We start from the raw sequence: 25,878 nt of genomic DNA, 5'->3' as shown, positions 1-25,878 counted from the left end.
GGACACAACATGAACCAGCCCAAGCGGCACATCGTTCAGAGGCTCTGGAGCCCCGAGGCCGTCCGCAAGCTCGTGCTGCCGGTCGAGACGACCGCGCCCCCGCCGCCCGGGACCGACCCCGACCTGACCACGGCGATCCGCCTGCCCCGCGAGGCCGAAGCGCCCACCGGCAAGCCCGTGGCCGCCCTCCAGGCCGCACTCGCCAAGCTGCGCCAGCAGATCGACCCCGGCGAAGTCGCCGCCTCCCGCTTCGGCCCCTCCACGAGGGACGCCGTGCGCCGCCTCCAGGCCACCGCCGGGCTCGTGCAGACCGGCGTGGTCACCCCCGAGACCGCCGGGCAGATCAAACGCGAACTGGAGCACCGCTACTTCACCGACGCGCCCCACCGGGCCGCCAAGATCCAGGGCCTCCTGACCTCCCTCGGCCACCGCATCGACGCCGACGAACTCGCCGGACGCAAAGTCGGCGCGACCACCGCCGCCGCACTCCAGCAGTTCCGCCAGCGCACCAAGACCCGCGGCGTCTCCTGGTGGGTCGACGAGGGCCTGTTCGAACGCCTCCGCTCCGAAGCGCTGAGCAACCGCCTCACCTCCCGCACCCAGTTCGGCAAGGCCCAGCGAACCCTCGTGCGCGCCTTGAAGATCGCGAGCCTCGACGTGCCCGTCAGCACCGAGGAGCTGAGCGCCCGCCGGCCCGGCCCCGGCACACTGGCGGCCCTGCGCGCCTTCCAGGCCAAGTACCGCCTCCCCGCCACGGGCCGCTTCGACCTCGCCACCATGGACAAGCTCGAGGCCGTCGCCGCCTCCAAACCGGTGCCCGCCAAACTCCTCAAGGTCAAGTCCCCCCTCGGCCTGACACCCCTCAAGCGCCAGACCAAGCTCAACATGCGCGGCGGCCACGTCGCCGCCGCCCAGCGCGCCCTCGCCGCCTTCGGACACGCCGTCCCGATGTCCGAGCACGGCGAGGCCCGCTACGGCAAGGCCACCCGCAAAGCCGTCCTCGCCTTCCAGGCCGACAAGGGACTGCCCGGCACCGGGCAGCTCGACGGGCCCACCCTCAAGGCCCTCAACGCCCAGATCCTTAGCGCCCAGCCCGCCGACAAGCGCCCCGCCCCGCGCCACCGCCTGCGCGGTTCCGTCCGCGACGAGCTGTGGCGCCCCGTCAAGGGCGCTCAAGTGCGCCTGAGCCTGCGCTCCCTCAAAGGCGAAGGCGAGCTCATCGCCACCCGCGTCACCGGCGAGACCGGCTTCTACGACATCCCCTACGAGCCGCCCCTGGACCCGGACACCGGCGCGGTCGCCAAACCCCTGCACCTCATCGCCACCTTCACCGGCCCCGACCAGACGCCCCTGGGCTCACGGGTCCTGTTCAACCCCACCCCGATCCAGTGGACCAACCAGACCATCGGCGACCGCCCCTACCGCGGCCCCTCCCTCTACGAGCGCCAGCGGGCCGCCCTCGACGCGATCCTCGGCGGCATGGGCGTGACCGACCTCGTCGAGGACGGCGACCGCAACGACGTCACCGTCGCCGCCCTCGAATCCGGCCTCACCCAGTACGAGGTGATGCGCCTGGTCCTGTCCGTCCGCGCCGCGAAGCACGTCGGCGACCCCGCCCTCGGCGCGGCCCTCTACTTCGGATTCCTCGCCCAGGGGCTCCCCTCGACCCTGCCCGAGGAACTGCTCACCGCCACCGACGAGTGGACCCGCATCGACGAGCTCACCGCGCTGGCCGCCTCCGGGATCCTCCTGCTCGGCCCCGAGCGCCAGGCGGCGGCCCTCGCCCGCGCCGCCGACGACAACCTCGTCCCCATCGCGCTCGTCCGCGACGAGGAGCACCTGCTGACCGTCCTCACCGGACGATCGGTCGGCGCGGTCCTCGACGCCCCGCCCCTCGGCGGCGACGCCTCCCTCAAGGTCCTCCTCGACTCCTCGAAACTCGAAGCGGGCCACTACGACACGGTCGCCTCCCTGCTGCTGCGGCACGGTGAGACCAACGAGGCCTTCTGGGCCGACCTCACCGGCGCCGCCGGGGACCTCGGCGGCGACGCGGTGGTCGCCGACGTGGCCGCCGCCATCGAGACCGCCGCGATCACCGCCGGGCACGCGCCCGCCGCGACGCACCTCAAGCAGCGCCTCGACGACCCCGACCTGGCCGGTCTCACCAGCCCGCGCCACCTCGCGGGCCTGTCCAGCGCCGAATGGGACGAGGTCGTCGCCGAGGCCGGCTTCCCCGCGGACACCCCCGGCGAGGACCCCGCCGAGCAGGCCGCCGTCTATGCGCGCCAACTGGAGTCGACCGCCGCCGCCCACTACCCGACCACCGCGCTCATCGCCGAGCTCGGCCGCACCGACGGCCACGGCCTCGTCCTGGTCGACCAGGCCGCCGCGTTCCTCGACGCCCACCCCGACCTCGAACTCAAGACCACCGGGCTCGACTCCTACGTCCACGCGCAGAGCCTCGCGATCGACGCCGACCTCCACGCCGAGATGCGCGTCCAGCAGCGGGCCGTGCGGCTCGCGCCCGACCACAAGGCCGCCGCCGCGCTCCTGACCGAGAAGCTCCACTCCTCCGCCCAGATCGCCACGCTCGACCGCGCCGAACTCGCCGCCAGGCTCTCGGGCCACGACGGGGTCGGCGACGCCGCGATCGGCTACATCTACTCCACCGCGCAGCTCTCCTACGCCCACATCCTGTCCCAGCTCGCCACGTTCCGGTCCGACACCGCCCCCGGCCAGTTCCAGGTCTTCTCGAACCAGACCATCACCCTCGCCGACGCCACCGGCGTCCTCGGCGACGTCCCCGACCTCGCCCTCCTGTTCGGCGGCCTCGACTACTGCGAGTGCAGCCACTGCGAATCGGTCTACGGGCCCTCCGCCTACCTCGCCGACCTGCTGCGCTTCCTCGGCACCCGGCCGGCCAAACCGGGCTCGGCGACGACCGTCCTCGAAGTCCTCCAGGCCCGGCGCCCCGACATCGACGACATCCTCCTCAACTGCCCCAACACGAACACGACCCTGCCCTACATCGACCTCGTCAACGAGCTGCTCGAACGCGCCGTCCCCGCCGGGGCCCCCGCCGCGCAGCCGCAGACCACCCGCACCACCGCCGAACTGCGCGCCGTCCCCGAACACCTCCGCGCGGCCGCCTACGAGACCGTGAAGGCCGCCCGCTTCCCCCTCCGCGGCGCCTTCAACGCCTGGCAGGAGGAGGCCCGGGTCATCCTCGCCCACCTCGGCGTCCCCCGCCACGAGCTCATGCGCCTCCTCGGCCCCGCCACCCCCGCCGCCCGCACCTCCGCCGCGGGCGAGTACTTCGGACTGTCCACACTCGATGTGCAGCTCGTCACGGTCGCCGCCCCCGCACCGGCCGCGCAGGACCAGATCTGGGGCCTGGACACCACCGAGGACGAAGTCGGCGTCCTGCCCTTCCTCCACCACGCCGGCATCGACTACACCGAGCTGCTCGACCTCCTCGACACCGAGTGGATCCACACCGGCGGCCCGATCGAACTCAGCCGCCCCGAAGGCACCTGCCGGCTCGAGGAGCAGTCCCTCACCGGACTCGACCCCACCCGCTACGACCGCCTCCACCGCTTCATCCGCCTGTGGCGCCACACCTCCTGGTCCCCGCGCCAACTCGACCGGCTCCTGCGCGCCCCCGGCCTCGCCGCCGGCGCCCTCGACGCCCAGGCCCTGCGCCGCCTCGCCGCCTTCGACGAACTCGCCGAGCGCCTGCGCCTGACCCCCGAGCAGGCCCTGGTCCTATACGCGCCCATCAGCACCGAACCGGGACCCGACGACACCCGCTCGCCCTACGCCGACCTGTTCGCCAACCCCAACCTCCTCGACCCCCTCGACCCCGCGTTCGCCCTCCCGCTGCCGGGCACCGAACCCATGGCCGCGCACCTCCCCGCGCTCGCCGCGGCCTGGCAGGTCGGGGACGCCGACCTCGCGCTCCTGCTCGCGCGCACCGGGCCCGACCTCACCGTCGCGGACCTGACCGTGCCGCTGCGGTACGTCACGCTCGCGAACGCCCTTCGCCTGCCCGTGAGCGAACTGCTCGCCCTCACCGACCTCACCGCCGACATCCCCGACCCGTTCGCCGAGCCCGGCGCCACCGGCCGGTTCGCCGACCGCCACGCCGAGGTCAAGGCCTCCGGCCTCACCGTGGGGGAGGTCGACTGGCTCCTCAACGACCGGCCCGACGCCCCGTTCGGCCAGCGCGCCGAGTCCATCGCCGAACAGCTCGGCGCCCTGCGCGAGTCCCTGCGGACCACCCCCGCCGAAGAGGTGAACGGGCAGATCGCGGCCACCGTCGCGGCCACGTTCTCCCTCCCGGACGAGCAGGCCGTCACGCTCCTGGACCTGCTGCGCCCCGCCGGGGCCCTGTGGGAGGTCTTCGCGAACCCCGACCTCATGGCCGCCGACGAGGAGGGCGCGTACGTCAACCTCCTCACCGAAGCCCTCTTCCCCGAGCTCTTCGAGGCCTGGCGGCTGCTGCACAAGTCCGCCTACCTGGTGCGGCGCATGCGAATCGACGCCCAGGACCTGCCGTGGCTGATGGAGCGCGCCGCCGAGTTCGGCTGGCTCCACCCGGGCTCGCTCCCCGTCAAGGCCGGCGACGCCGCGCTCCCGCTGGAGCTGTGGCGCGACCTCGCCTCCTGGCTCGGCCTGCGCTACCGCTACCCCAGGCCCGAGACCACCGGCTGGCCCGAGGTCTTCGACGCCGCCGCGGCGGGCGACCCCGTCGCGGACGTCCGCGACGCCGTCACGGCCCTGACCGGCTGGGCCGCAGCCGACCTCGCCGGCCTCGACGGCGACGACCCGGCCTTCTACACCGACGTGGACAACCTCGTCCGCGCCCGCGCGGCCGCCGACGCCCTGCGCCGCCTCGGCGTCCCCGCCGCCGACGCCCTCGAATGGGTCGACCGCGACGCCGACGCCGGGGGCGCCCAGCGCCTCGCGACCGAGCACCTGCGCCAGACCATGAAGGCCAAGTACGACACCGGCGCCTGGCTCGCGCTCATGCCCGACCTCCAGGACCCCCTGCGCGAGGCCCGCCGCGACGCCCTCACCGCCTACCTCGTCGAGCACTCCCTGCGCAACACCCCCGAGACGATCACCGCCGAGGGCCGCGAATGGGCGAACCCGAAGCACTGGAAGGACACCGCCGACCTCCAGCGCTGGTTCCTGCTCGACACCGAGATGATGCCCGTCCAGCAGACCTCGCGGATCAAGCAGGCCATCGGCGCCGTGCAGATGTTCGCCCAGCGCTGCCTGCTCAACCTCGAGCAGCCCCTGGTGCGCATCACCGCCGCCCAGACCGCCGACACCGCCTCCCTGGACTCGTGGAGCCAGTGGGAGTGGATGAGCGGCTACCGCCTCTGGGAGGCCAACCGGAAGGTCTTCCTCTACCCCGAGAACTGGATCGAGGCCGAACTGCGCGACGACAAGACCCCGTTCTTCAAGGAGATGGAGGACCAGCTCTCCCAAGGGGAGCTGACGGACGCGAACGCCGAGAAGGCCTACCGCGACTACCTGCGCAAGCTCGCCGAGGTCGCGCACATGAAGACCCTGGGGATCTACCACGAGCAGTCCGCTTCGTCCAACCGGCTCCACGTGGTCGCCCGCTCGGCCTCCCAGCCCGACCACTGCCACTACCGCAGCCTCGACGTGGCCTACGGGGAGTGGACCGGCTGGGAGCGCATCGACGTCGACATCGCCTCCGAGCAGGTCCAGCCCGTCGTCTACCGCGGCCGCCTCCACCTGTTCTGGCTCCAGTTCGAGGAGAAGACCCAGCAGCCCAAGCGCCAGCCCCCCGCGAAGCTCACCGACTCGCCCGCGACCACCTCCGATCCCTCCCGCACCCTGGAGATCGAACTGGCCTGGTCCGAGCGCACCCCCGACGGGTGGACCTCGCGGCGCACCAGCGGTGAGAAGCTCATCCACCCCTGGCAGCGCCCCCACTCCTCCTACACGCTCAAGCCGCGCCCGCGCGACAACCAGCTGTGGATGGACGTGTTCATCTCCTCCTCGCCGGAGTTCAACGACGCGCGCTTCTACGACGAGTTCTCCGACTCGCACGTGCGCCAGACCAAGCGCCACTACTCGATCCTGCACTGGCCGTGGCACTCCTCGTCGTTCGTGTTCACCGGCGAGGTCGTCGACCTCAAGATGAAGCCCATGTACGGCAACTACACGCGGCGCTCGGACGGGGAGCTGTTCTGGGCCGACTCGCACTGGCACGTGCAGACCAACTTCGGCGAGAAGGGCCGGGGCATCAAGGCCCTCACCACCGCCGAGCGCGCCCCGAAGCTGCGCAAGCCCGGGACGATGCGGTTCGCCAACGGCCGCCTCGCCGCGCAGGGCGCCGCGGTCGACGTCATGATCGGCTGGGAGGACACCAGGCACCTGCTCACCGCCGCCCGCATCCCCGCCGAGCTCGTCATGGCCCCGCACACCCGCCAGTACAACGACGACGCGGCCAGCCCGGTGATCTACCAGGACCGCCAGCGGGCCTACTGGCTCAAGCGCACCTCGCTCACCGTCACGGTCCCGTTCTGGTACTCGGGGAGCGGCGGTTCACAGCTGCTGCACGTCCCGATCACCACGATCGGGCACCGCTGGTACCCCTTCTGGCACCCGTACGCCGCGGACTTCCTCGCGGCCCTGGACACCAAGGGCGTCGACGGGCTCGTCACTCGCAAGCAGCAGAGCATCGCGCCGAACTCGGAGACCGCCTTCTCCTACGGCCCCGCCGCCGGCAACTGGATCGACCCGACCGCCCAGGGCGGCGTCGACTTCACCCGCGGCGGCGCGTACGCCGCCTACAACTGGGAGATCTTCTTCCACGCGCCCATGCTCATCGCCGCCAAGCTCACCGCCGAGCACCGCTTCGAGGAGGCGATGCGCTGGTACCACCGCATCTTCGACCCCACCAGCACCGACGGACCCGAAGCGCCGCAGCGCTACTGGATCACCCGGCCGTTCTTCGAGCACGACGGCGAGGACTACCGCCGGCAGCGCATCGAGTCGATCCTCGGCGACATCGGCGACCACCTGGAGGAGCTGCGGGCCTGGAAGAACCACCCGTTCTCCCCGCACACCGTCGCGCGCCACCGCCCGGTCGCCTACCAGAAGACGATCGTCATGAAGTACCTCGACAACCTCATCGGCTGGGCCGACCAGGAGTTCCGCCGCGACACCCTCGAGTCGATCAACCAGGCGGTGCTGCTGTACACCCTCGCCGCCGAACTCCTGGGCCGGCGCCCCGAGAAGGTCCCGCCCGCCGAGCGCGAGGACAAGAGCTACAGCCGGCTCACCGAGGACTCGGCGCTCGACCCGTTCGGCAACCAGGACGTGGCCGCGATCCTGGAGGGCTTCGCGCCGCCGCTCGACCTCACCGCCGAACCCGCCGAGCTCGAAGGCGAACCGCTGCCGCACCTGGAGGTCCAGTACTTCGGCATCCCGGTGAACGACAGGCTCCTCGGCTACTGGGACACCGTCGCCGACCGGCTGTTCAAGGTCCGCAACGGGATGAACATCGAAGGCGTGGTGCGCCGGCTCCCGCTCTTCGAGCCGCCCATCGACCCCGGGATGCTCGTCAAGGCCGCCGCCGCCGGCGCCGACCTCTCCAGCGTGCTGAGCCTGTTCACCGCCGTCGACACCCGCTACCGGTTCCCGGTGCTCGCCGCCCGCGCCGTCGAGCTGTGCGCGGAGCTGCGGGCCCTGGGCGAGAAGCTGCTGCGCATCCTGGAGAGCCGCGACGCCGAGGGGCTGGCGCTGCTGCGCGCGAGCCAGGAGGTCATCCTCAACCAGGCCATCGAGGCGGTGAGGGAACTCCAGGGGGAGGAGGCGGTCTCGTCCCGCGCCGCGCTCGAAGCGGGCCGGGAGTCCGTCAACACCCGCATCGCCCACCACGGGAGCATCCCGCGCATGAACGGCGAGGAGATCGCCGCGGTCGTCATGGAGAGCCTGGGCCTGGCCGGCAACGCCGTCAGCGCGGTCATGTCCGGCATCGCGGGCGGCACGAGCCTGATCCCCGACTTCAGCATCGGCATCGCCGGCGTCGGCGGCTCCCCGACGGTGAGCATGTCCATCGGCGGCTCCAACATCACGGGCTTCCTGTCCAACACCGCCGCGATGATCAACGGCTTCGCCGGGATGCTCCACACCGGCGCCGCCATGGCGCAGACGCAGGGCCGCTACACCCGCGAATTCGCCGACCACCAGTTCAACCGCGACCTGGCCCAGAACGACCTGTCGCAGCTGGAGGCCCAGATCCTGACCGCCGCGATCCGCGAGCGGATCGCGGCCGCCGAGCTGGAGAACCACCTCCAGATCATCGCCGACTCCGAGGCGGTCGAGGAGTACCTGCGCACCAAGTACACCAACCAGCAGCTGTACGACTGGATGCTCGCCCGGGTGTCCACGGTGTACTTCCAGGCCTACCAGATCGCCTTCGACACCGCGATGCTCGCCCAGCAGTCCTACCAGTTCGAGCTCGCCGAGCCGGACGCCTCGTTCATCCAGTTCGGGTACTGGGACTCCCTGCGCAAGGGCCTGCTCGCCCCCGAGCGGCTGACCAACGACATCCGCCGCATGGAATCGTCCTATATGGAGAAGAACCAGCGGAACCTGGAGATCGTCAAGCACGTCTCGCTCGCCCAGGTCGACCCGCTCGCCCTCCTCGCCCTCAAGCTCACCGGGCAGGCCCAGATCCAGCTGCCGGAGTGGATGTTCGACCTCGACTACCCCGGCCACATCCGCCGCCGCCTCAAGTCGGTGGCACTGTCGGTCCCGTGCGTCGTCGGCCCCTACACGTCGGTGAACTGCACGCTCTCGGTGACCAACAACGGGGTCCGGCTCGACGACTCGGTCGCAGGCGGCTACGGCGACCCGCTCGCCGGCGGCGACGCCCGCTTCTGGAAGAGCCCCGTGCCGACCCAGGCGATCGCCACCAGCCACGCCGTGAACGACCGCGGCATGTTCGAGCTGCGCTTCGACGACGACCGGTTCCTGCCGTTCGAGGGCGCCGGCGCCGTCAGCGAGTGGACCCTCTCGCTCCCCAAGGCGCACAACCAGTTCGATCTCGCCTCGATCACCGACGTGGTGCTCCACCTCGACTACACCGCCCGCGCGGGCGGGCCGGGCCTGATCGCCCTCGCCGAGGCCAACCTCGACGAGGTCCTGCCGACCTCGGGCGCGGCCCTGTTCGTCCTCGAGGAGCAGTTCGGCACCGCCTGGCACCGGATGCTCTTCCCCGACGGCGAGGGGGAGCAGGAGCTCGTGTTCGACCTGACGGCCGAGCACCTGCCGTTCTGGGCGAAGGTGCGGGCCGCGAGCGGACCGGTGACGGTCTCGGCCGCCGACCTCGTGCTCGACACCGTCCACACCGACGCGTTCACCGTCGACTGGCGCCTGCCCGGGCAGATGTCCGCCGCCGAGGCGCCCGGCGCGAACGACCCCGGTTTCGGCGGCGCCCCGCACTCCTCGATCGCGCCCACCCCGGCCCCGGCGATGCTGGGGGAGTGGCGCCTCCGACTGAAGCGGGCCGTGGCCGCCGATTACCGGTCGCTGCTGCCCGAAGATGTGCGCCGCGCCTACCTGTTGGTCCAATTCGACATCGGCTGAACAGCTGATTAACGAGATGCAAGGCCCGGACGCCTTGACCTACAAGCCGTCCGGGCCTTACACTTTGGGAGTCTCGGTGATACTTAAAGTTAGTGTATGTTGTGGACAAATAGTCTGTAGAAAGAAAAAGCGGTAGCAAAAGAAGGTCCTCGAGTCATTTATAAGGCTTTCGTCGTTTCGGTTCGTTGCGGTGGGGCCTTTTTTCTTGCCCGCGATTCGTCCCCGCCATCGACACCGGCCACGACTGCCCCTCGAACAACTCCGGCGCCCGCTCCCCAGATCCGGGGGAGCGGGCGCCGGCTTCGCCGCGCCCGTCGCCTTCGGCCCGTCCTGCGGCACAGGTGATGAAAAGGACGGTCAGACCTTCTCGCGCTGCGACAATTGCGCTACGGTACGTGGGACTCCCGCCCCCACTGGCGTCCGACGCCGACGGAGAGAGGACACCCCATATGCGCCGCACCACCACTCGCATGCGCCTCGTCAACGCGCTGACCGCCCCCGCCTCCCGCGCCAGACGCGATCCCGACAAGGTCTTCGACCGCCTCCTGGCCGCGCAGCGGTCCGATCCGGACGGCGCCGTGATCACCGAGGAGGACGAGCGCTCGCTGGAGCACCTGCGCGGCTTCCTCCACCACATCGCCGCGGTCGACTCCCTCAGCGGCGTCGGCTGGCTCTCGGTCCACGACATGGTCAAGACCCGCATCGGCAACCTGTTCCACGTGCGCCGCCTCCAGGCCCGGCATCCGGAGGCGCGCAACGAGCGGATCGAGGCGCCCGTCTTCGTGATCGGCCTGCCCCGCACCGCGACCACCCTGACCCACAAGATCCTCGCCAACGCCCAGGGCGGGCGCGGGCCCTACATGTGGGAGATGGACAACATCGGCCTCCCGCGGTCCGAAGCGGACGAGGAGCGGCTCCGCCGCCAGACGCAGCGCAAACTCGACCAGATCCTCACCCTCAGCCCCTCGTGGGGCCGCATCCACCCCGTGCGCGCCGACTGGGTCGAGGAGATCTACTTCCTGCTCAACCAGAGCCGCCTGCACAACACCATGGCGCCCATGCCGAAGTACATCGACTTCATGCGCGCCTACGACGCCCGGCCCGACTACCGGTTCGTGCGCGACGCGCTCCAGATCCTCCAGTACCGGCGCCCGACCCCGCGCTGGATGCTCAAGCATCCCGACTGCCTGGCGGAGACCGCCGCGATCCACCAGGTGTTCCCCGACGCGAAGTTCGTGTGGACCCACCGCGACCCGCACACCGTCATGGGCTCGATGTGCTCCATGGCCGAGTCCCTCGGCTACCTGCACAACCGGCCGAGCGCGGTCGACCCGCACCTGATCGGCCGGACCTGGCTCGAGATCCTGCCCGACATGGTCGAGCGGGCCCGCCGCGAGCGCATCAAGATGCCGCGCGAGGCCACGGTGGACGTGGCCTACCACGCGATGATGGCCGACCCGTTCCGCTACGTGCCGCAGCTGTTCGAGCAGCTCGACCTCAAGTGGACGGACCTCGACGAGCGCAATCTCGGCGACGCCCTCGACCGCCCGCGCGACCAGCGCGGCCACGAGTACTCCATGGTCCACTACGGACTGGACCCGGCCATGATCGACAAGGCCTTCGGCGACTACGGCCTGTTCGTGGACAACATGACCGCCAACATCAGGCGCTGACCGGTCACGGGGCCGCGTCCAGGCCCGCGAGCGCGACGCCCCGGAACGCCGCCAGGCGTTCGGCCTCGGCCTCGACGCGCTTGAGCTCGGCCGGCTTCCAGGTCCGCAGCGGTTCGACGGCGACGGTGAACCGCTTCCCGGACTTGCGCGGGCGCCACAGTCCCGCGATCGCCCCGTCGACGAGCACGGCGCCCGGCCTGCCGAGCACCGGCCACAGCCGCTTGGCGAGCGCCGGGTCGTCCACGAGCGTGCCGCGGTCCCGGGCCTGGAGGAACAGGTCGTACGGTCCGAGCAGTCGCGTCCCGGACGCGTCGGCGCCGCGCAGCGCCTCCTCGTCGGCGGCGAGGATCCAGCGCCGCTCGCCCGCGACGTCGACCTCGACCGCGTCCTCGGGCCAGTGCGCCTTGACCTCCTTGACCGGCGAGTCGACGTACTCGGCGACCTCCTTCACCGTGGCGGGCCCGCACAGGTGCAGGTAGGCGCGCACCGGGTCCAGTCGGTCGGGGAACGCATCGGCGGCCTCCAGGCCCGGCGCGGGCTCCAGCACCGGCGGCGAGGTGTGCGGGCGCAGCTCCAGTCCGGCGCGCATCGCGGCCAGGCGGAACGGCATCTCGTAGAGGTGCACGGCGTCGCAGGAGCGGCAGAACCGCTGGTACGGCTCGGGCATGACCTCGTGCAGGCGCCCTGACACCTCGCCCTTCGCCATCGGCCCGGTCACGATCGCCCGCATCTGCCCGGCGAGGGCGTCGAGCGCCTCGAGGACCGGTATCCCGGCGGCCTTGAGCGGCTTGGAGGCGTCGAAGATCCGCTTGGCGGCGTCGGCCTCCGACCACGGCGCCACCGTCGCGGCGACCTCGGCCGCCTCGGAGCGTCGGTAGGCGTGCGGGGCGCCGCGCAGCGTCCACAGCCACACCAGGTCGGCGTCCGCGGGCGCTTCGACGCCGCGGACCGCCAGCGCCCACAGCGCCCCGTCCGGGCCCGTCTCCTGGGCCCCGAGGTCGAGGACGGCGGTGTCGGCGAGATCCCCGCGTTCGCGGTCGAGCTGCTGCGCGCGCACGCGGTAGCGCGCGACCTGGAGGCGATCGATCATGCCTTGAAGATAACCGCGGCCACCGACGCCCGGGCCCGGTCGGCGCGGCCCGCCGCCGGGATTCCCGGCGCGCCGCGATGAATCCGCGGTGCGGGCCTCGTCTACACAGGCAAGAGCCCGAAACTCCTCGGAAGGTACGAACCACCATGAGCGCCAACGACTTCGCCCCTGAGACCGCTACCGCCCGCCGTCCCGGCCGCGCCCTGAACGTCACCCTCTGGGTCCTTCAGATTCTTCTTGCGATCTTCATCATCGCCGCCTCCGCCGCGCCGAAGCTGATCGGCCACGAGTCCGCCGCCGAGGGCTTCGACCTCATCGGCTGGGGCGACTGGTTCATGTACGCCATCGGTGCCGTCGAACTCGCCGGCGGCGTCGGCCTGCTCGTCCCGCGCCTGGCGGGCCCGGCCGCGATCGGCCTGAGCCTGCTCATGGTCGGCGCCGCGATCTTCAACGCCACCGTCCTCGACTACCCCGTGTACACGCCGCTGATCCTGCTGGTCCTGTTCGTCTTCATCGCCTGGGGACGCCGGGACCGGACGAGGCTCCTCTTCTCGCGGGGGTCCGCCGCGACCGCGTGAACCGCCCGATCGAGCAGGGCCGGCGGCATCGCCGCCAGCCCTTCGCGTGCCCGCCGCCGCATCGCCGACCCGGCCCGCGCGAGCGGGCCGACCCGTAACGCGGACAGGGAGAATGGAGGGGCCGCCCAGATTGCAGGCTGGGGCGGCCCCTCCGGTGGGGAGTGCTGTCTAGACGCCGTTCGCCAGTGCGCGGCGGCGGGCGAGGACCATGACCGCGACGCCCGCGACGAGCAGCGCCGCGGCGGCGGCCAGCACGTACGTCAGCGGCGAGCCGGTCACCGGCAGCTTCGGGGAGCCGGCGCCCGAGGTGTCGGCGGTGTTGTCGCCGCCGCCGTTGCCGCCGCCACCGGGGTTCCCGGTCGGTTCGCAGGCGGTGTCCGGCGCGTCGGCGAGCTCCACGGTGAAGCTGACGGGGTCGAGCGCGGTGCCCTCGGTGTAGAAGCCGCCGAAGAAGTCCACGCCGTCGGCCGCGACCGCGGCGCCCGCGCCGGCGACGCTGATCTGCCCGCCGCTGATCGCCAGTTCGGCGACGTCGACGTCCGCGATGCGCGTCTCGCCCGAGTAGAGGGCGAGTGCGCCGTCGGCGCTCTTGACGCTCAGGTCGGCGACGTCGAGGTCCATCTCGCCGCCGTGGCCGAAGAAGTTGACGCCGCCCTCGAAGGACGCGTCGAGCGCGCAGGTCTCGGCGGTGAAGGCGCCCGAGGCGTTCGGGAAGTGGAACGTCTCGTCGGAGTTCAGGGTGGCCGGGTCGACGACGGTGATCTCGCCGTCGGCGATGGGGCCCACCACGTAGTCGCGGTAGGACTCCTTGACGCCCCAGTCGGCGTCGCCGCCGGTGACCTCGTAGACCGTCGCCGGGGTGCCGGAGGGGTCCTCGCCGCCGGGGTCGTCGGAGGACGGGTCCTCGGAGGAGGGCTCCTCGCCGGGGTCGGTGTCGATCTCGACCGCGACGGTGACCGGGTCGAGCGCCTGTCCGGCCTCGTAGAAGCCGGCGAAGGCCTCGGCGCCGTCGGCGGTCAGGGTGACGGGGGCGTCGGTGAGGGTGGTGTACCCGTCGATCCAGGTCCAGGAGCCGCTCGCGTCGATGTCGCCGAAGTGGACGTCGTCGAAGAACACGCCGGAGGAGGTCACGTCGGCATAGAGCGCGCCGGTGTACGAGATCGTGTCGGTGACGGTCCGGACGTTCTCGATGAGCATGTCGAGTTGGCCGTGGTGGCCGGTGAAGTGGACGCCGCCGGTCGACTGCGCGTCGATCTCCTGGCCCGGCAGGTCGTTGACGCCGGTGACGCCTCCGAACGTGAAGGTGCCGTCGGTGTTCTGGACCGCGCCGTCTTCGACGGCGATGGCGCCGCCGGCGATCGGGCCGGTCACGTAGGACCGGAAGGACTCCTTGACGCCCCAGTCGATCGAGCCGTCGACGATGGGGTACTCGGTGGCGTCCTGCGCCTGGGCGGGAAGGGCGGCGAGGCCCGTGACCGCGCCGGCGCCCAGGGCGACCGCGGCGAGCGCCGCGAGGCGTCTGCGTGTGGGGGACTTCATGGGTGCTGTTGCTCCTTGTCGTTCTCCGGGCCCTCGGGGGAGGTCCCGGCGGGGCCGGCGCCGTCGGCGCCCTCCCCGTTCTCGATAGGGGTGTCCTCTTCGGAGGGTTCGGGCTCCGAACTCGCGTCCGAGCCGCCCTCGTCGGCAGTCTCGGTGGCGCGCTTGCGCTTGGCGCGCTGGATGATCGCGATGGTCGCGGCGGCGATGCCGAGGATCAGCGCGAGCACGGCCGGGAGGATCCAGACCAGCGGGTTCGTGCCCGTTTCGGCGGCGGCGGTGTCGGCGTCGACCTCCTCGGTCGCTTCGCTCGGGGACGGCTGCTCGGGCTCCGAGCCCAGGTCCGGGAGGGCCGGCAGCTCGGCCCCGGTGGCGATCGGGACCGCGATCGTCAACGGGTCCATGGGGTCCCCGGCCTGGTAGAACCCGCCGAAGACCGGCACGGCCGCTTCGGTGAGCACGGTCGGGACCGCTTCGGCCAGCAGCACGCCGCCCGCTTCGACCAGTTCGGCCTCGAAGGAGACCAGGTCCACGCGCGCCCCGGCGACCTCGGCGGACAGGACGCCGGCGCCGCCGGTCGCGGTCACGATCGGATCGGTCAGGTCCAGGTCCACATCGGTTCCGGTGAACCGGACGGTGCCCTGGTACGCGAGCGTGTAGTCCGCGGCGGTCGCGGTGCCCGCGCCCTCGGTGAACCGGAAGACCGCGCCGCCGTCGGCCGCGCCCGCCTCGACGGCCCACGCGCCCTGGGCGATGTCGCCCGAGACGTAGTCGCGCCACGAGGCCCGCACGCCCCAGTCGAGGATCGCGCCGCCCACCTGGTCGTCCGCGGTCTCGGCCGGCGCCGACTCGGTCGTCTCGGCCGGTTCTCGGGGCTCGGTCTCGGCCACGTCCGCGCTGAAGGACACGGGGTCGAGCTCCTGGCCCGCCTCGTAGTAGCCCGCGAACGCCTCGGCGCCGTTCGCGGTCAGGGTCGCCGAGGCGCCGCTGACCGCGAGGGTGGTGCCGGTGACCTCGAGCGAGGCGCCGCCGAGCGAGGCCATGTCGGTGCGGGATCCGTTGACGTAGACGTAGAGCGTGCCCGACGAGCCCGAGTACTCCACGGACGGATTCGCGAACGTCAGGTCGAGTTCGCCGTCGTGGCCCCAGAAGTAGACCCAGCCCTGGTAGTCGATCGCGGCGGTGCCGTCCTCGTAGGACCCGGAGGCGGAGTGGAACCGGTACGACCCGTCCACGGTGGACGCGCCGTCGCCGGTCTGCACTTCGCCCTGGGCGATCGGACCGGTGATGTAGGACCGGAACGACTCCTTGACGCCCCAGTCGAGCCGGCCGCCCGACAGGTCCTCGGCGCTCGCGGGAGCGGCCCACAGCAGGAGCGAGGCCGCCGTTGCGGCGACGAGCGCTCCCGACACCCGGGCGGTGGCTTGGGACATGGCGGGGGGACCTCCGTATGCAAGTTCAGTGGAGGTAAGGCTAACCTAAGTATCGCTCGATAAGCAAAGGGGGTGCTAACTTTTATTAGCCGAGCCTAACCTATGCTCGACCGGCCGCAATTCGCCTCGAACTGGAGAACGCCCGTGCGCAGACGCCGCCCCCGCTGGACCCCCGCCGTCGTCGCGGCGGCCGCACTTCTCGCCCTCTCCGCTTGCGGCGGAGGCGAAACCGACGGTGCGACGGTTGAAGCCGCCGTCGACCGCGTCGAGCCCGTCGCCGAGGACGTCGACCCGGCCCTGCCGGCCACCGTCACCGACGCCACCGGCGCCGAAGTCACGATCGCCTCGGCCGAGGCGATCGTGCCCCTGTCCGGCTCGCTCTCGGAGATCGTGTTCACCCTCGGCCTCGGCGACCGCGTCGTGGCCCGCGACATCACCGCCACCTTCGAGCAGGCCGCCGACCTCCCCGTCGTGAGCCACGGGCACGACATCTCCGCCGAAGGCGTCCTCTCCCTCCAGCCCGACCTGATCCTCGCCGAGACCGGCTCCGGCCCGCAGACCGCGCTCGACCAGATCGCCGCCGCCGGAGTGCCCATCGTGGTCTTCGACCCCGCCGACGGGATCGACTCGGCCTCGACGCGCATCGGCGCCGTCGCCGCGGCCCTCGGCGTCCAAGACCTCGGCGCCGAGCTCATCGAGCGCACCGAGGCGGGCATCGCCGCCGCGACCGAGGGCATGGACCTCTCCGACCCGCCCCGCGTGGCCTTCCTCTACCTGCGCGGATCGGCCTCGGTCTACATGATCGGCGCCCGCGACTCCGGCGCGACCTCGCTCATCGAGGCCGCGGGCGGCATCGACGCCGGCGCCGAAGCGCTCGAAGGCGACTTCCTCGAACTCACCCCCGAAGCGCTCGCGGCCGCCGCGCCCGACGTGATCCTGGTGATGGACAAGGGCCTCGACTCGGTCGGCGGCGTCGAAGGCCTGCTGGAGATCCCCGGCGTCGCCCAGACCCCGGCGGGGGAGCAGGAGCGGATCGCGCACCTGCCCGACGGCATCATGCTCAACTACGGCCCCCGCACCGGCGACGTCGTCGCCGACCTCGCCGAACAGCTCCACGGGACCGCCGAATGAGCCCCGGACGACCGCGGTCCGAGTACCGCGAACACCCTGCGGCGCCGCCGATCCGAGAGGACCCGGCATGACGGCCGCCGCCCCGCCGCAGGCCGCCTCGCAGCGGCCCGCCCCAGCACCCGCCCGCATCCGCCGCCCGGCCGTCCCGGCGATCCTCGCCGTCGTCCTCATCGGACTCCTCGCGCTCGGCGTGCTCGTCTCGGCCTCCAACGGCGCCTTCGCGATCCCCCTGGGCGACATCGTCGCCTCGATCGCCCACAAGCTCGGCCTCGGCGGCGCCCCCGTCGAAGGCACCGGCGAAGGCGTGCTGTGGAACATCCGCTTCCCCCGCGTCGTGCTCGGCCTCCTCGTCGGCGCGTGCCTCGCCTGCGCGGGCACCCTCATGCAGGGCATGTTCGGCAACCCGCTCGCCGAACCGGGCATCATCGGCGTCAGCTCCGGCGCGGCCGTCGGCGCGGTCGCCGCGATCGCCTTCGGCCTCACCTTCGCCGGCAACTGGACGATCTCCCTGTGCGCCTTCATCGCCGGACTCGCCACCGTCTCGGTCGTCTACCTCATGTCGCGCTCGGGCGGGCGCACCGAAGTGGTCACCCTGGTGCTCACCGGCGTGGCCGTGAACGGCCTGGCCGGGGCCCTCATCGGCCTGTTCATCTTCTACGCGGACAACGACGAGATCACCGCGATCACCTTCTGGCAGATGGGCAGCCTCTCGCAGGCGACCTGGCCGAAGATCCTCGCCGTCCTCCCCTTGGCCGCCGTCGGCCTCATGACCGCACCGCGCTACGCCCGCCGCCTCGACCTCCTCTCCCTGGGGGAGCGGTCCGCCCGCCACCTCGGCGTCGACGTCGAACGGCTGCGGCTCCACCTGATCGTGATCGTCGCCCTCCTCACCGGTGCGGCCGTGGCCGTCTCGGGCGTCATCGGCTTCATCGGCCTGGTCGTCCCGCATCTGCTGCGCATGGCCGCCGGACCCGGCCACCGGGCGCTCCTGCCGCTGTCCACCATGGGCGGCGCGGCCGTCATCGTCTGGGCCGACCTCGCCGCCCGCACCGTCGCCGCCCCCGCCGAGATCCCCCTCGGCATCCTCACCGCCCTCGTCGGCAGCCCGTTCTTCTTCTGGCTCCTGCGACGCACCCGACGACACCAAGGAGGCTGGGCCTGATGCGACTGCGCCGCCGCCACTCCGGCGATCCCGGACCCGTCCCCGACCTGCCCGCGGCGGTCTCGGGAGCCACCGTCCTCCTCGGCGGCACGGCGGTCTTGCGCGGCGTGGACCTCGACGTCCGCGCCGGGGAGGTCCTGGGCCTGGTCGGGCCCAACGGCGCCGGCAAGTCGACCCTCCTCGCCGCGCTCTCCGGCGACCAGGCCGCCGACGAAGGCCGCGTCTCGCTGTGGGGCCGACCCGTCGGCGAGTGGAGCACCGTCGACATCGCCCGCCGCCGCGCCGTCCTGCCGCAAGCGCATCGCGTCTCCTTCCCCTTCACCGTGCGCGACGTCGTCGAGATGGGCCGCGCCCCCTGGGCCGGAACCGCCCGGCGCGACGCCGACGACCGGCGCATCGCCGCCGCCCTCGCGCTCACCGAGGCCGAGCCCTTCGCGCAGCGCCCCTTCACCTCCCTCTCCGGCGGCGAGCAGGCCCGCGTCATGCTCGCCCGCGTCGTCGCCCAGGACGCCGGCCTGGTCCTGCTCGACGAGCCCACCGCCGCCCTCGACCTGCGCCACCAGGAGATGGTCGGACGGCTGTGCCGCTCACTGGCCGCCGAGGGCCGCGCCGTCGTGATCGTGCTCCACGACCTCGACCTCGCCGCCGCCTACTGCGACCGGACCGCGGTCCTCGCCGAGGGCCGCATCGTCGCCTGCGGACCGCCCGCCGACGTCTTCACCGCCGACCGGCTCACCGAGGTCTACCGCCAACCGGTCAAGGTGGACCTCGACCCCGACACCGGCAGCCCGCGCGTCACGCCGCTGCGGGGCGTGCCGAACCCCGGGCGCCGCAGCGGTCTGCTAGACATCTCCCATGGCTGACAAACCCGGACTGCCCCTGCGCAGAAGTCTCGCTGACACGCCGCCCCTCACCGCCGGCATATTCTTCGGCCTCGGACTCGCCGTCGTCACCGCGCTGGTCTGGGTGTTCCAGGAGCTCGGCACCGTGATCACCGTGCTGATCGTCTCCGCCTTCCTGGCGGTCGGCCTCGAACGCATCATCAGCTTGATGACCAAGCGCGGGATGCCGCGCTGGCTCGCCATGACCATCATGCTGGTCGGCACCGCCCTGGTCTTCTGCGGCGGCATCGCCGCGATCATCCCCTCCCTCGTCAACGAGGCCACCGACTTCGCCGCACAGGTCCCCGGCTACTACAACGACGCCATCAACAGCGACCTAGTCGAGCGTTTCGGCGGCCAGTCGGGCCTGCTCGAAAGCGCCGAAGGCGTCCTGACCCCCTCCAACATGACCCAGGCGCTCGGCGGCGTGGCCGGCGGCGTCGCCACCTTCTTCGGCGGCGTGGTCTGGACCGTCACCACGATCCTGCTGACGATCTTCATCCTCGCCTCCTACACCCAGCTGCGCCAGGGCGCCCTCCGCCTCTTCGCCGCCTCCCAGCGCGAGCAGACCGACCGCATCATCGAGGGCATCCTCCGCCAGATCGGCGCCTACCTCATCGGCGCGATCGCCATCGGCGTCTTCGCCGGCATCTGCTCGTGGATCTTCATGATCTTCGCCGACATCCCGTACGCGGGACTCCTGGCCGTCCTGGTCGCACTCCTGGACCTCATCCCGCAGATCGGCGCGACCATCGGCGCGGTCGTGGTCACCCTGGTCGCCCTCACGCAGTCGCCCATGACGGCCGTGGCCGCGGTGATCTTCTTCGTCGCCTACCAGCAGCTGGAGAACTGGGTCATCTACCCGACGGTGATGCGCAGTGCGGTGAAGGTCTCCAACCTCGCCGCCATCGTGGCGGTCCTGGTCGGCGGCACGCTGTTCGGCGTGATCGGCATCGTCCTGTCGGTCCCGGTCTACGCGGCGGTCCGCCTCATCGGCAAGGAGCTCGTCCTGCCGCGCCTCGACAACTCCTGACGCGAAGAAGGCCGGTGGCGCATACCCGCGCGCGCCACCGGCCCCGTCTCACCGCCCAGCATAGAGGGCCTCCGCCACGGGCACGGTCCGTCCGCGAGGACGTCGACGGCCGGCGTTCCGACCAGCGGGACGCCGGCCGAAACGGTTTGCCGGAGCGATCCGCGCGACCGTAGACTGGCAGCGTTTCGCCGCCTGAGAGCGACCCTCGCGTCCACCCCCGCGAACCCTCCCGGCGGCCGCATCCCCGCCCTGAGAGGACACGCCCGTGCTCGGCACCGTCGACCTGTGGACCTACGTCGCCGCCTCGGCCCTCATCATCCTGCTGCCGGGCCCCAACTCGCTGTACGTGCTCTCCGTGGCCTCCCGGCGCGGGCGCCGCGACGGCTTCAAGGCCGCGGCCGCCGTGTTCTGCGGCGACACGGTCATCATGGTCGCCACCGCCGCCGGACTCGCCTCGGTCTTCGCCACCTCGCCGCTCGTCTACAACCTCGTCCGCTGGGCCGGCGTCGCCTACCTCGCCTTCCTCGCGTTCGGCCTCATCCGCGGCGGCGTCAAGGCCTGGCGCGCCGCCCGCCGCGGTGACGCCCCCGAAGCGGCCCCGGCCCCCGCGTTCGCCGCGAACGAGCGGCCCTTCGCGCGCGCCTTCATCGCGAGCCTGCTCAACCCCAAGGCGATCCTGTTCTTCGTCTCGTTCTTCGTCCAGTTCGTGGACCCCGCCTACGCCTACCCGGTCCTCAGCTACGGCGTCCTCTTCGTGATCATCCAGGCCTTCTCGATGATCTACCTGACGACGCTCATCCTCGCCGGGGACGGCCTCGCCCAGACCTTCCGGCGCCGTCGCCGCCTCGCCGCAGTCGGGAACGGCCTCGTCGGCGCGGTCATGATCGGCTTCGCCGCCAAGCTCGCCACCGGCTGAGGCCGCCTCACGCCGACGCCGCGCCCGAGGCCCGGCGCCGCCGGACGATGCCGCGCAGCAGCCGCTTCGGACTCGGCGACGGCGGCAGGTCCCCGGACCCCTCGGCCGCGAACGCCCGGAGCATCTGGCCCACCAGCCGCCGCGAGGCCTCCGGCGCCGCGTCGCCCGCCGCGCCCAGCACGCCCGCGTTCGCCATCAGGAGGATCAGGAAGTCCTCCGGCGTGAAGTCCGCGCGCAGCCGCCCCGCGGCCTTGGCGCGGTCGATCAGCTCCAGGAACGCGTCGAACGCCTCCTGGCGCCGGCGCTCCAGGCCCTTCGCCGACCCGAAGTTCATCGTCAGCACCTCGGCGAAGCCCCGGTTCTCGGCCTGGAGCCCGCACACCGTCTCGATGTAGCCGCTGAACCCCTCCCAGGCGTCGGCCGCGCCGCGCGCCTCCACCGCCGCGGCCAGGTTCGCCTCCATGGCGTCCTCGAAGACCGCCGCCACCAGTTCGGACCGGTCGGGGAAGCGCCGGAACAGGGTCGCGATGCCGACCCCCGCGGTGCGGGCGATGTGGGCCATCGAGCCGCCGAGGCCCTCGCGCCGGTAGACCGCGCGGGCCGCCTCGACGATGCGCTCGCGGTTCTGTTCGGCGTCGCTGCGCAGGCGCCGGGCGCGCTCGCAGGAGGGGCTCTCCGGGCTCGGTTCCATCCCGCCATCCTAGCCAAGTGGAATGGGCTGTCCGGTTGTGTTGTTACACTCGACGTCCACAACCGGATAGGCGGCTCCACTTCGAGCCGCCGCCGACCCGCCCGTCTGTCAGGGAGACTGCCCCCGTGAACGTGTTCCTCTGGATCCTGCAAGGCCTGCTCGCCGCCGCCTTCCTCGCCGCCAGCGTGATGAAGTCGACCCAGCCCAAGGAGAAGCTTGCGCCCAACATGCCGTGGGTGAACGACTTCTCCTCCGGGACGGTCAAGCTCGTCGGCATCGTCGAGCTCGCCGCCGCCGTCGGCCTCATCCTGCCCGCCCTCACCGGCATCGCCGTGATCCTGACGCCGCTCGCCGCGGTCGGCCTCGTCGTGGTGATGATCCTGGCCGCGGTCTACCACGCCCGCAAGAAGGAGTACTCCGCGATCGGGATCAACGCGGTGCTGCTCGTCCTCGCCGCCATCGTCGCCTGGGGCCGCTTCGGCCCCTACGACTTCTAGGGAACGCGTCGGAGGGGCCCCCGGGCCCCGCCGCCGACCGCACTGTCCGATACCCGACACTTTGCACCGGCGAGGCGCCGTGACCAGGTAGGCAACCGATCGCCCTGCGGTGCACGGCGTTCGTGGACCGGCAGTGCAGGCCTCCGTAGGTAGCATGTGCACATTCCGCTACTGCTGCCAACCCCTCTGGTGAGATGCCCGTGCGCGACCTCTACGACCCGAACGCCGACGCCTACTGGAACGACGACCACCCCGTGCTCGAACTCATCCGGGCCCGGCGCACCGCCGGGACCGGCCCGGGCGAACACGGCGACGGACTCCGCCTCGGCCTGGCCGTCGAAGGCGGCGGGATGCGCGGCGTCATCTCCGCCGCGATGCTCACCGCGCTGGACGACGCCGGAATGCGCCCGGTGTTCGACGCCGTCTACAGCTGCTCGTCGGGCGCCGTCAACGCCTCCTACTTCACCGCCGGCGAGACCTGGTACCCGCTGACGATCTACTTCGACGACCTCTCCACCAAGCGGTTCGTCGACATGCGGCGCTTCCTCACCGGCCGGCCCGTCCTCAACCTCGAGTACGTGTTCGAGGAGGTCCTGGCCCGGGTCAAACCGCTCGACTACGAAGCGGTGCTCAAGAACCCGGTCTCCTTCCAGGTCGCGGTCACCCTCGTGGACGAACTGGAGACCCTCAGCGCCACCGGCTTCACCTCCGCGGACGACCTCAAGGAGGCCCTGCGCGCCAGCTGCTGGCTGCCGATGGCCGTCCCCGGCACCGGCACCTTCCGCGGAGCGCGCGCCGTCGACGGCGGCGTCCTCACCGCCCACCCCTACCTCCTGGCGCTCCAGGACGGCTGCACGCACGTGCTCTCCCTGAGCACCAAACCCCTGCGCCGGCCGCCGTCCAGGCCCTCCCAGGGCCGGCGGATCTCGGCGACCTACATGGAGCGCCTGCGCCCCGGACTCGGCAAGGGCTACATCGCCTCGCTCGACCGCTACCGCGGCCAGCGGCGCTGGCTCCAGGAGCGGATGGTCGACCCGGGCGAGGGCCCCCACGTCCTCGACCTCGCCCCGCTGCCGTGGATGCGCGAGGTCGACCGCCAGGAGCTCGCACTCGACAAGATCATGACCGGCGCCCGGCAGGCGCACGCGGTGATGGCCGCGGCGATCGAGGGCGTCCCGGCGGCGGACCTCCGCGACGGGCGGTTCGCCTCGCTGCCCCGGTTCGTGACCGTCAGGGAGAGCCGCACTGAACGCCAAGATTGAGTCGGTCACCGCCCTGGTCGGGGTGTTGACCGGCGCTGCCCGTGGCGGTCAGGAGCGGGAACTGTCCCGATGGGACCTCGAGGACTGGCGCGAGGCCCTGCTCGACATCCCGCTCGACGAGCAGGTCTACCGGGACCGGCTCCAGATCGACCGCCTCGACGAGATCGAGCGGCTGTGGAACTGGTGGTCCGACGAGGACCGCCCGCGCGACGACGTCACCGCGGCCACGGCCGGGTACCTCGGGTTCTTCCTGCTCACCCTCGTCGCCATGCACTGCTCCGACCAGGTGCGCTTCCAGGGGGCCGTCCCCCACAACGTCACCATCGCGGGCTGGGACCTGGACGACCTGTGCGGCCCGTTGGTCAAGGACCCCGCGGTGCGGCAGGTGATCGAGCGCCTCTACGCGCCCGCGGCCGCGGAGGGCGCGCCCGCCGCGGCGGGAGAGGAGGCGCCGGACCCGGTGGAGCACTGGGAGGACGTCGACTTCACGAGCCTGGAGTTCCACCGGACCGGGACGACCTCGATCATCCTCTCCGGATGGACGAAGCGGGAACTGGGCAACCGCAGGCTGAAGTTCGCGCTGAAGCTGCTGATCTTCCCCTACCAGGTGATCTCGGCGATCACCAGCGCCACCCGGGAGTACCGGGACCGCTACCGCCTCACCGTGGGCGAGGTCGGCGAGGTCTCGCACCTGGTGCCGGTGTGGGTGAGCCACGACAGCTGGGTCAAGATGGACTTCGTCGAGGGCTTCACCCTCGCCGAGGTCCTGGAGCGGGCGGCCGCGGCGAGCGGCCCGCCCCCCAAGCGCGAGATCCTGCGCCGCGTCGACCTGGAGCGCCTCGAACTGCTCGGCACCGCCCTGCTGGAGGCGATGGAGGAGCTGGAGCGGCACGACCGCCACCACGGCGACCTGTCGCCGTCGAACGTCATCGTCGAGCACCTCGACACCCGCGGCACGGTCCGGTTGCGGCTGATCGACCTCGGCGTCAACTACCTGTTCCGGCGCTCGGTCGGCGGCCTCCTCCAGGGCGACGCGGCCTACGTCGCCCCGGAGGTCCGCCTCGACGGCAAGAGCAGCCGCCTCTCGGACGTGTACTCCACTGGCATGCTGCTCACCGCGATCGCGGGCATCCCGCCGAACGCCGACGGCACGGTCCCCGACCAGTTCTACGCGGCCTCGGTCGGCCTCGCCCGGCTGATCGAGGACCTCACCGACGCCGACCCCGAACGCCGCCTGCTCGTCTCGGGCGTCAAGTCCGGCCCCCGGTGGATTCCCAGGATCAAGGAGCTCTTCGGCCGGGAGCTGGAAGTGGCCCAGGTCGCCAGCCGCACCGAGCGCGTCGAGGGGTTCCTCCAGGTGCTCAAGCGGCTGACCCCCGGCGAGGGCCAGGTCGCCCGGCAGCGGCAGATCATGGAGGTCCGGGCCAGGCAGGCGAAGGGCGACAGCAGGTCGTTCCACCTCCGGCAGTCCCGCTGGCTCAACCGCTGGGCGTGGGTCTCGTCGTGGTTCCTGTGGGCGACCTTCGCGCTCGTCGTCATGTGGTGGGCCCGCGACCTCGGGATCGACTGGCAGGCGAAGTTCGTCGAGATGCTCAACAACCTCCTGGGCCGCGACCAGGAGGGGATCGTGCTGCTCGACGACGTGCGCGCCGACGACTACCCGATCCCCGACCCGTGGGGGAACCTGGCGGTGCGGCTCATCGCGTTCACGTTCGTCCTCGCCGGCGCCAAGTGGTACCTCAACATCCTGGCCGAACTGTCGCCGCGCTCGCAGCTGCGGCGCCGCGGCAGGCGCCGGGCGCTCACGCTCACCTGCGAGATCGCGATCCGCGCGGCGGCGGTCCTGCCGTCGGTCTACGTCGCGGTCCCGACGCTCGTCCAGCGCGACTGGTGGCCGCTGTTCTCCGCCATCGGCATCACCACCCTCGCGGTCGTGAACGCCACGTGCCTGATGTTCGCCCGGGCCACCTTCCGCAGCGCCCGCGAGGAGCAGATGTCCACCGTCCCGGCGGGCGAGGTCTCCTCATTGGAGAAGTTCGCGCCCTGGGTGCCGACGAGCTGCATGTACGGCGCCTTCGTGTGGACGATCGGGACGCTGATCATGTTCGGCGTGCTCCAGGACGAGCTGCTGTACGCCTCCTCGGTGGCGTTCGTGAACATCGGGGTCTTCTACATCATCAAGTGCGGCACCGAGGCGCCGTACGTCCGCGTGGGACTGACCCGCGCGATCCTGGCCGCCGAACGCCTCGACCACCTCGAATCCCTGCACCGCAAGCAGATCCCGGTCGCGCGGGCGCCGGAGCGGGCGCCCGCCCGGAGCGAGTCCGGTCCTCGGACCGGTTGAACTCCGGGCGGGCGG

The 25,878-nt window shown here is 71.9% G+C and carries 15 protein-coding genes; 11 read left to right on the top strand and 4 right to left on the bottom strand.

What is annotated here, in order from left to right; genetic code table 11:
• Window positions 1-9: 9 nt before the first annotated feature.
• Together BLQ63_RS03080 and BLQ63_RS03075 are read left to right on the top strand one after the other, a co-directional pair.
• Window positions 10-9,636: a Tc toxin subunit A-related protein gene (locus BLQ63_RS03080; RefSeq protein ID WP_091028113.1), complete on the top strand. Its 9,627-nt coding sequence runs from the start codon at window positions 10-12 to the stop codon at window positions 9,634-9,636.
• A gap of 449 nt (window positions 9,637-10,085) precedes the next feature.
• Complete coding sequence (locus BLQ63_RS03075) at window positions 10,086-11,309, top strand: sulfotransferase family protein (protein ID WP_177154762.1); 1,224 nt, start codon at window positions 10,086-10,088, stop codon at window positions 11,307-11,309.
• Window positions 11,310-11,313: 4 nt separating this feature from the next.
• On the opposite strand, the gene BLQ63_RS03070 is transcribed toward BLQ63_RS03075, so the two are convergent.
• Complete coding sequence (locus tag BLQ63_RS03070; RefSeq protein WP_091028106.1) at window positions 11,314-12,399, bottom strand: winged helix DNA-binding domain-containing protein; 1,086 nt, start codon at window positions 12,397-12,399, stop codon at window positions 11,314-11,316.
• A gap of 146 nt (window positions 12,400-12,545) precedes the next feature.
• Here BLQ63_RS03070 and BLQ63_RS03065 point away from each other — a divergent pair, with 146 nt between their 5' ends.
• Window positions 12,546-12,977, top strand: coding sequence for a DoxX family protein (locus tag BLQ63_RS03065; RefSeq protein WP_091028103.1), 432 nt, complete (start codon window positions 12,546-12,548; stop codon window positions 12,975-12,977).
• Window positions 12,978-13,145: 168 nt separating this feature from the next.
• Here BLQ63_RS03065 and BLQ63_RS03060 read toward each other — a convergent pair whose 3' ends face one another.
• Window positions 13,146-14,516, bottom strand: coding sequence for an HtaA domain-containing protein (locus BLQ63_RS03060; RefSeq protein WP_091028100.1), 1,371 nt, complete (start codon window positions 14,514-14,516; stop codon window positions 13,146-13,148).
• Entirely contained in the window at window positions 14,513-15,946 is a 1,434-nt protein-coding gene (locus BLQ63_RS03055) for an HtaA domain-containing protein (RefSeq protein WP_091028095.1), read from the bottom strand. The genes BLQ63_RS03060 and BLQ63_RS03055 overlap by 4 nt, the downstream gene beginning before the upstream one ends.
• A gap of 102 nt (window positions 15,947-16,048) precedes the next feature.
• On the opposite strand from BLQ63_RS03055, the gene BLQ63_RS03050 reads away from it, so the two are divergent.
• From BLQ63_RS03050 to leuE, 5 genes are all read left to right on the top strand, one after another.
• Window positions 16,049-17,077: a heme/hemin ABC transporter substrate-binding protein gene (locus BLQ63_RS03050; RefSeq protein WP_091028092.1), complete on the top strand. Its 1,029-nt coding sequence runs from the start codon at window positions 16,049-16,051 to the stop codon at window positions 17,075-17,077.
• Window positions 17,078-17,144: 67 nt separating this feature from the next.
• Window positions 17,145-18,239, top strand: coding sequence for a FecCD family ABC transporter permease (locus BLQ63_RS03045; protein ID WP_091028090.1), 1,095 nt, complete (start codon window positions 17,145-17,147; stop codon window positions 18,237-18,239).
• Entirely contained in the window at window positions 18,239-19,102 is an 864-nt protein-coding gene (locus BLQ63_RS03040; RefSeq protein WP_091028087.1) for a heme ABC transporter ATP-binding protein, read from the top strand. Before BLQ63_RS03045 ends, BLQ63_RS03040 begins: the two co-directional genes overlap by 1 nt.
• Window positions 19,095-20,153, top strand: a complete 1,059-nt coding sequence (locus BLQ63_RS03035) for an AI-2E family transporter (RefSeq protein ID WP_091028084.1) — start codon at window positions 19,095-19,097, stop codon at window positions 20,151-20,153. The genes BLQ63_RS03040 and BLQ63_RS03035 overlap by 8 nt, the downstream gene beginning before the upstream one ends.
• Window positions 20,154-20,418: 265 nt before the next feature.
• The gene (leuE, locus tag BLQ63_RS03030; protein WP_091028080.1) at window positions 20,419-21,069 is read left to right on the top strand and encodes a leucine efflux protein LeuE; all 651 of its coding nucleotides are present in this window, start codon (window positions 20,419-20,421) and stop codon (window positions 21,067-21,069) included.
• Between the two features lie 7 nt (window positions 21,070-21,076).
• Here the strand turns inward: leuE and BLQ63_RS03025 are convergent, their stop codons facing one another.
• Window positions 21,077-21,760, bottom strand: coding sequence for a TetR/AcrR family transcriptional regulator (locus BLQ63_RS03025; protein ID WP_091028077.1), 684 nt, complete (start codon window positions 21,758-21,760; stop codon window positions 21,077-21,079).
• 125 nt (window positions 21,761-21,885) lie between these two features.
• On the opposite strand from BLQ63_RS03025, the gene BLQ63_RS03020 reads away from it, so the two are divergent.
• The 3 genes from BLQ63_RS03020 (at window position 21,886) to BLQ63_RS03010 (ending at window position 25,863) form a co-directional block, all read left to right on the top strand.
• A complete protein-coding gene (locus tag BLQ63_RS03020; protein WP_091028072.1) occupies window positions 21,886-22,257 on the top strand; it encodes a DoxX family protein in 372 nt (123 codons plus the stop codon).
• A 194-nt stretch (window positions 22,258-22,451) separates the two neighbouring features.
• The gene (locus BLQ63_RS03015) at window positions 22,452-23,519 is read left to right on the top strand and encodes a patatin-like phospholipase family protein (protein ID WP_091028069.1); all 1,068 of its coding nucleotides are present in this window, start codon (window positions 22,452-22,454) and stop codon (window positions 23,517-23,519) included.
• 25 nt (window positions 23,520-23,544) lie between these two features.
• The gene (locus BLQ63_RS03010; protein WP_091028066.1) at window positions 23,545-25,863 is read left to right on the top strand and encodes a protein kinase domain-containing protein; all 2,319 of its coding nucleotides are present in this window, start codon (window positions 23,545-23,547) and stop codon (window positions 25,861-25,863) included.
• Window positions 25,864-25,878: the final 15 nt, after the last annotated feature.

It is taken from the genome of Glycomyces harbinensis (assembly GCF_900101745.1).
Classification (GTDB): Bacteria; Actinomycetota; Actinomycetes; order Mycobacteriales; family Micromonosporaceae; genus Glycomyces; species Glycomyces harbinensis.
Note: the sequence above shows the minus strand (reverse complement) of the source record. Positions and strands in the feature narration are given on the sequence as shown.

Excerpts from the sequence above, each read along its gene's own strand:
- BLQ63_RS03015 (WP_091028069.1), top strand. The coding sequence starts at position 22,452 with ATGCCCGTGCGCGACCTCTACGACCCGAACGCCGACGCCTACTGGAAC.
- BLQ63_RS03040 (WP_091028087.1), top strand. The coding sequence starts at position 18,239 with ATGCGACTGCGCCGCCGCCACTCCGGCGATCCCGGACCCGTCCCCGAC.
- BLQ63_RS03035 (WP_091028084.1), top strand. The coding sequence starts at position 19,095 with ATGGCTGACAAACCCGGACTGCCCCTGCGCAGAAGTCTCGCTGACACG.
- BLQ63_RS03070 (WP_091028106.1), bottom strand. The coding sequence starts at position 12,399 with ATGATCGATCGCCTCCAGGTCGCGCGCTACCGCGTGCGCGCGCAGCAG.
- BLQ63_RS03080 (WP_091028113.1), top strand. The coding sequence starts at position 10 with ATGAACCAGCCCAAGCGGCACATCGTTCAGAGGCTCTGGAGCCCCGAG.
- BLQ63_RS03045 (WP_091028090.1), top strand. The coding sequence starts at position 17,145 with ATGACGGCCGCCGCCCCGCCGCAGGCCGCCTCGCAGCGGCCCGCCCCA.
- BLQ63_RS03025 (WP_091028077.1), bottom strand. The coding sequence starts at position 21,760 with ATGGAACCGAGCCCGGAGAGCCCCTCCTGCGAGCGCGCCCGGCGCCTG.
- BLQ63_RS03065 (WP_091028103.1), top strand. The coding sequence starts at position 12,546 with ATGAGCGCCAACGACTTCGCCCCTGAGACCGCTACCGCCCGCCGTCCC.
- BLQ63_RS03055 (WP_091028095.1), bottom strand. The coding sequence starts at position 15,946 with ATGTCCCAAGCCACCGCCCGGGTGTCGGGAGCGCTCGTCGCCGCAACG.
- BLQ63_RS03060 (WP_091028100.1), bottom strand. The coding sequence starts at position 14,516 with ATGAAGTCCCCCACACGCAGACGCCTCGCGGCGCTCGCCGCGGTCGCC.
- BLQ63_RS03050 (WP_091028092.1), top strand. The coding sequence starts at position 16,049 with ATGCTCGACCGGCCGCAATTCGCCTCGAACTGGAGAACGCCCGTGCGC.
- BLQ63_RS03075 (WP_177154762.1), top strand. The coding sequence starts at position 10,086 with ATGCGCCGCACCACCACTCGCATGCGCCTCGTCAACGCGCTGACCGCC.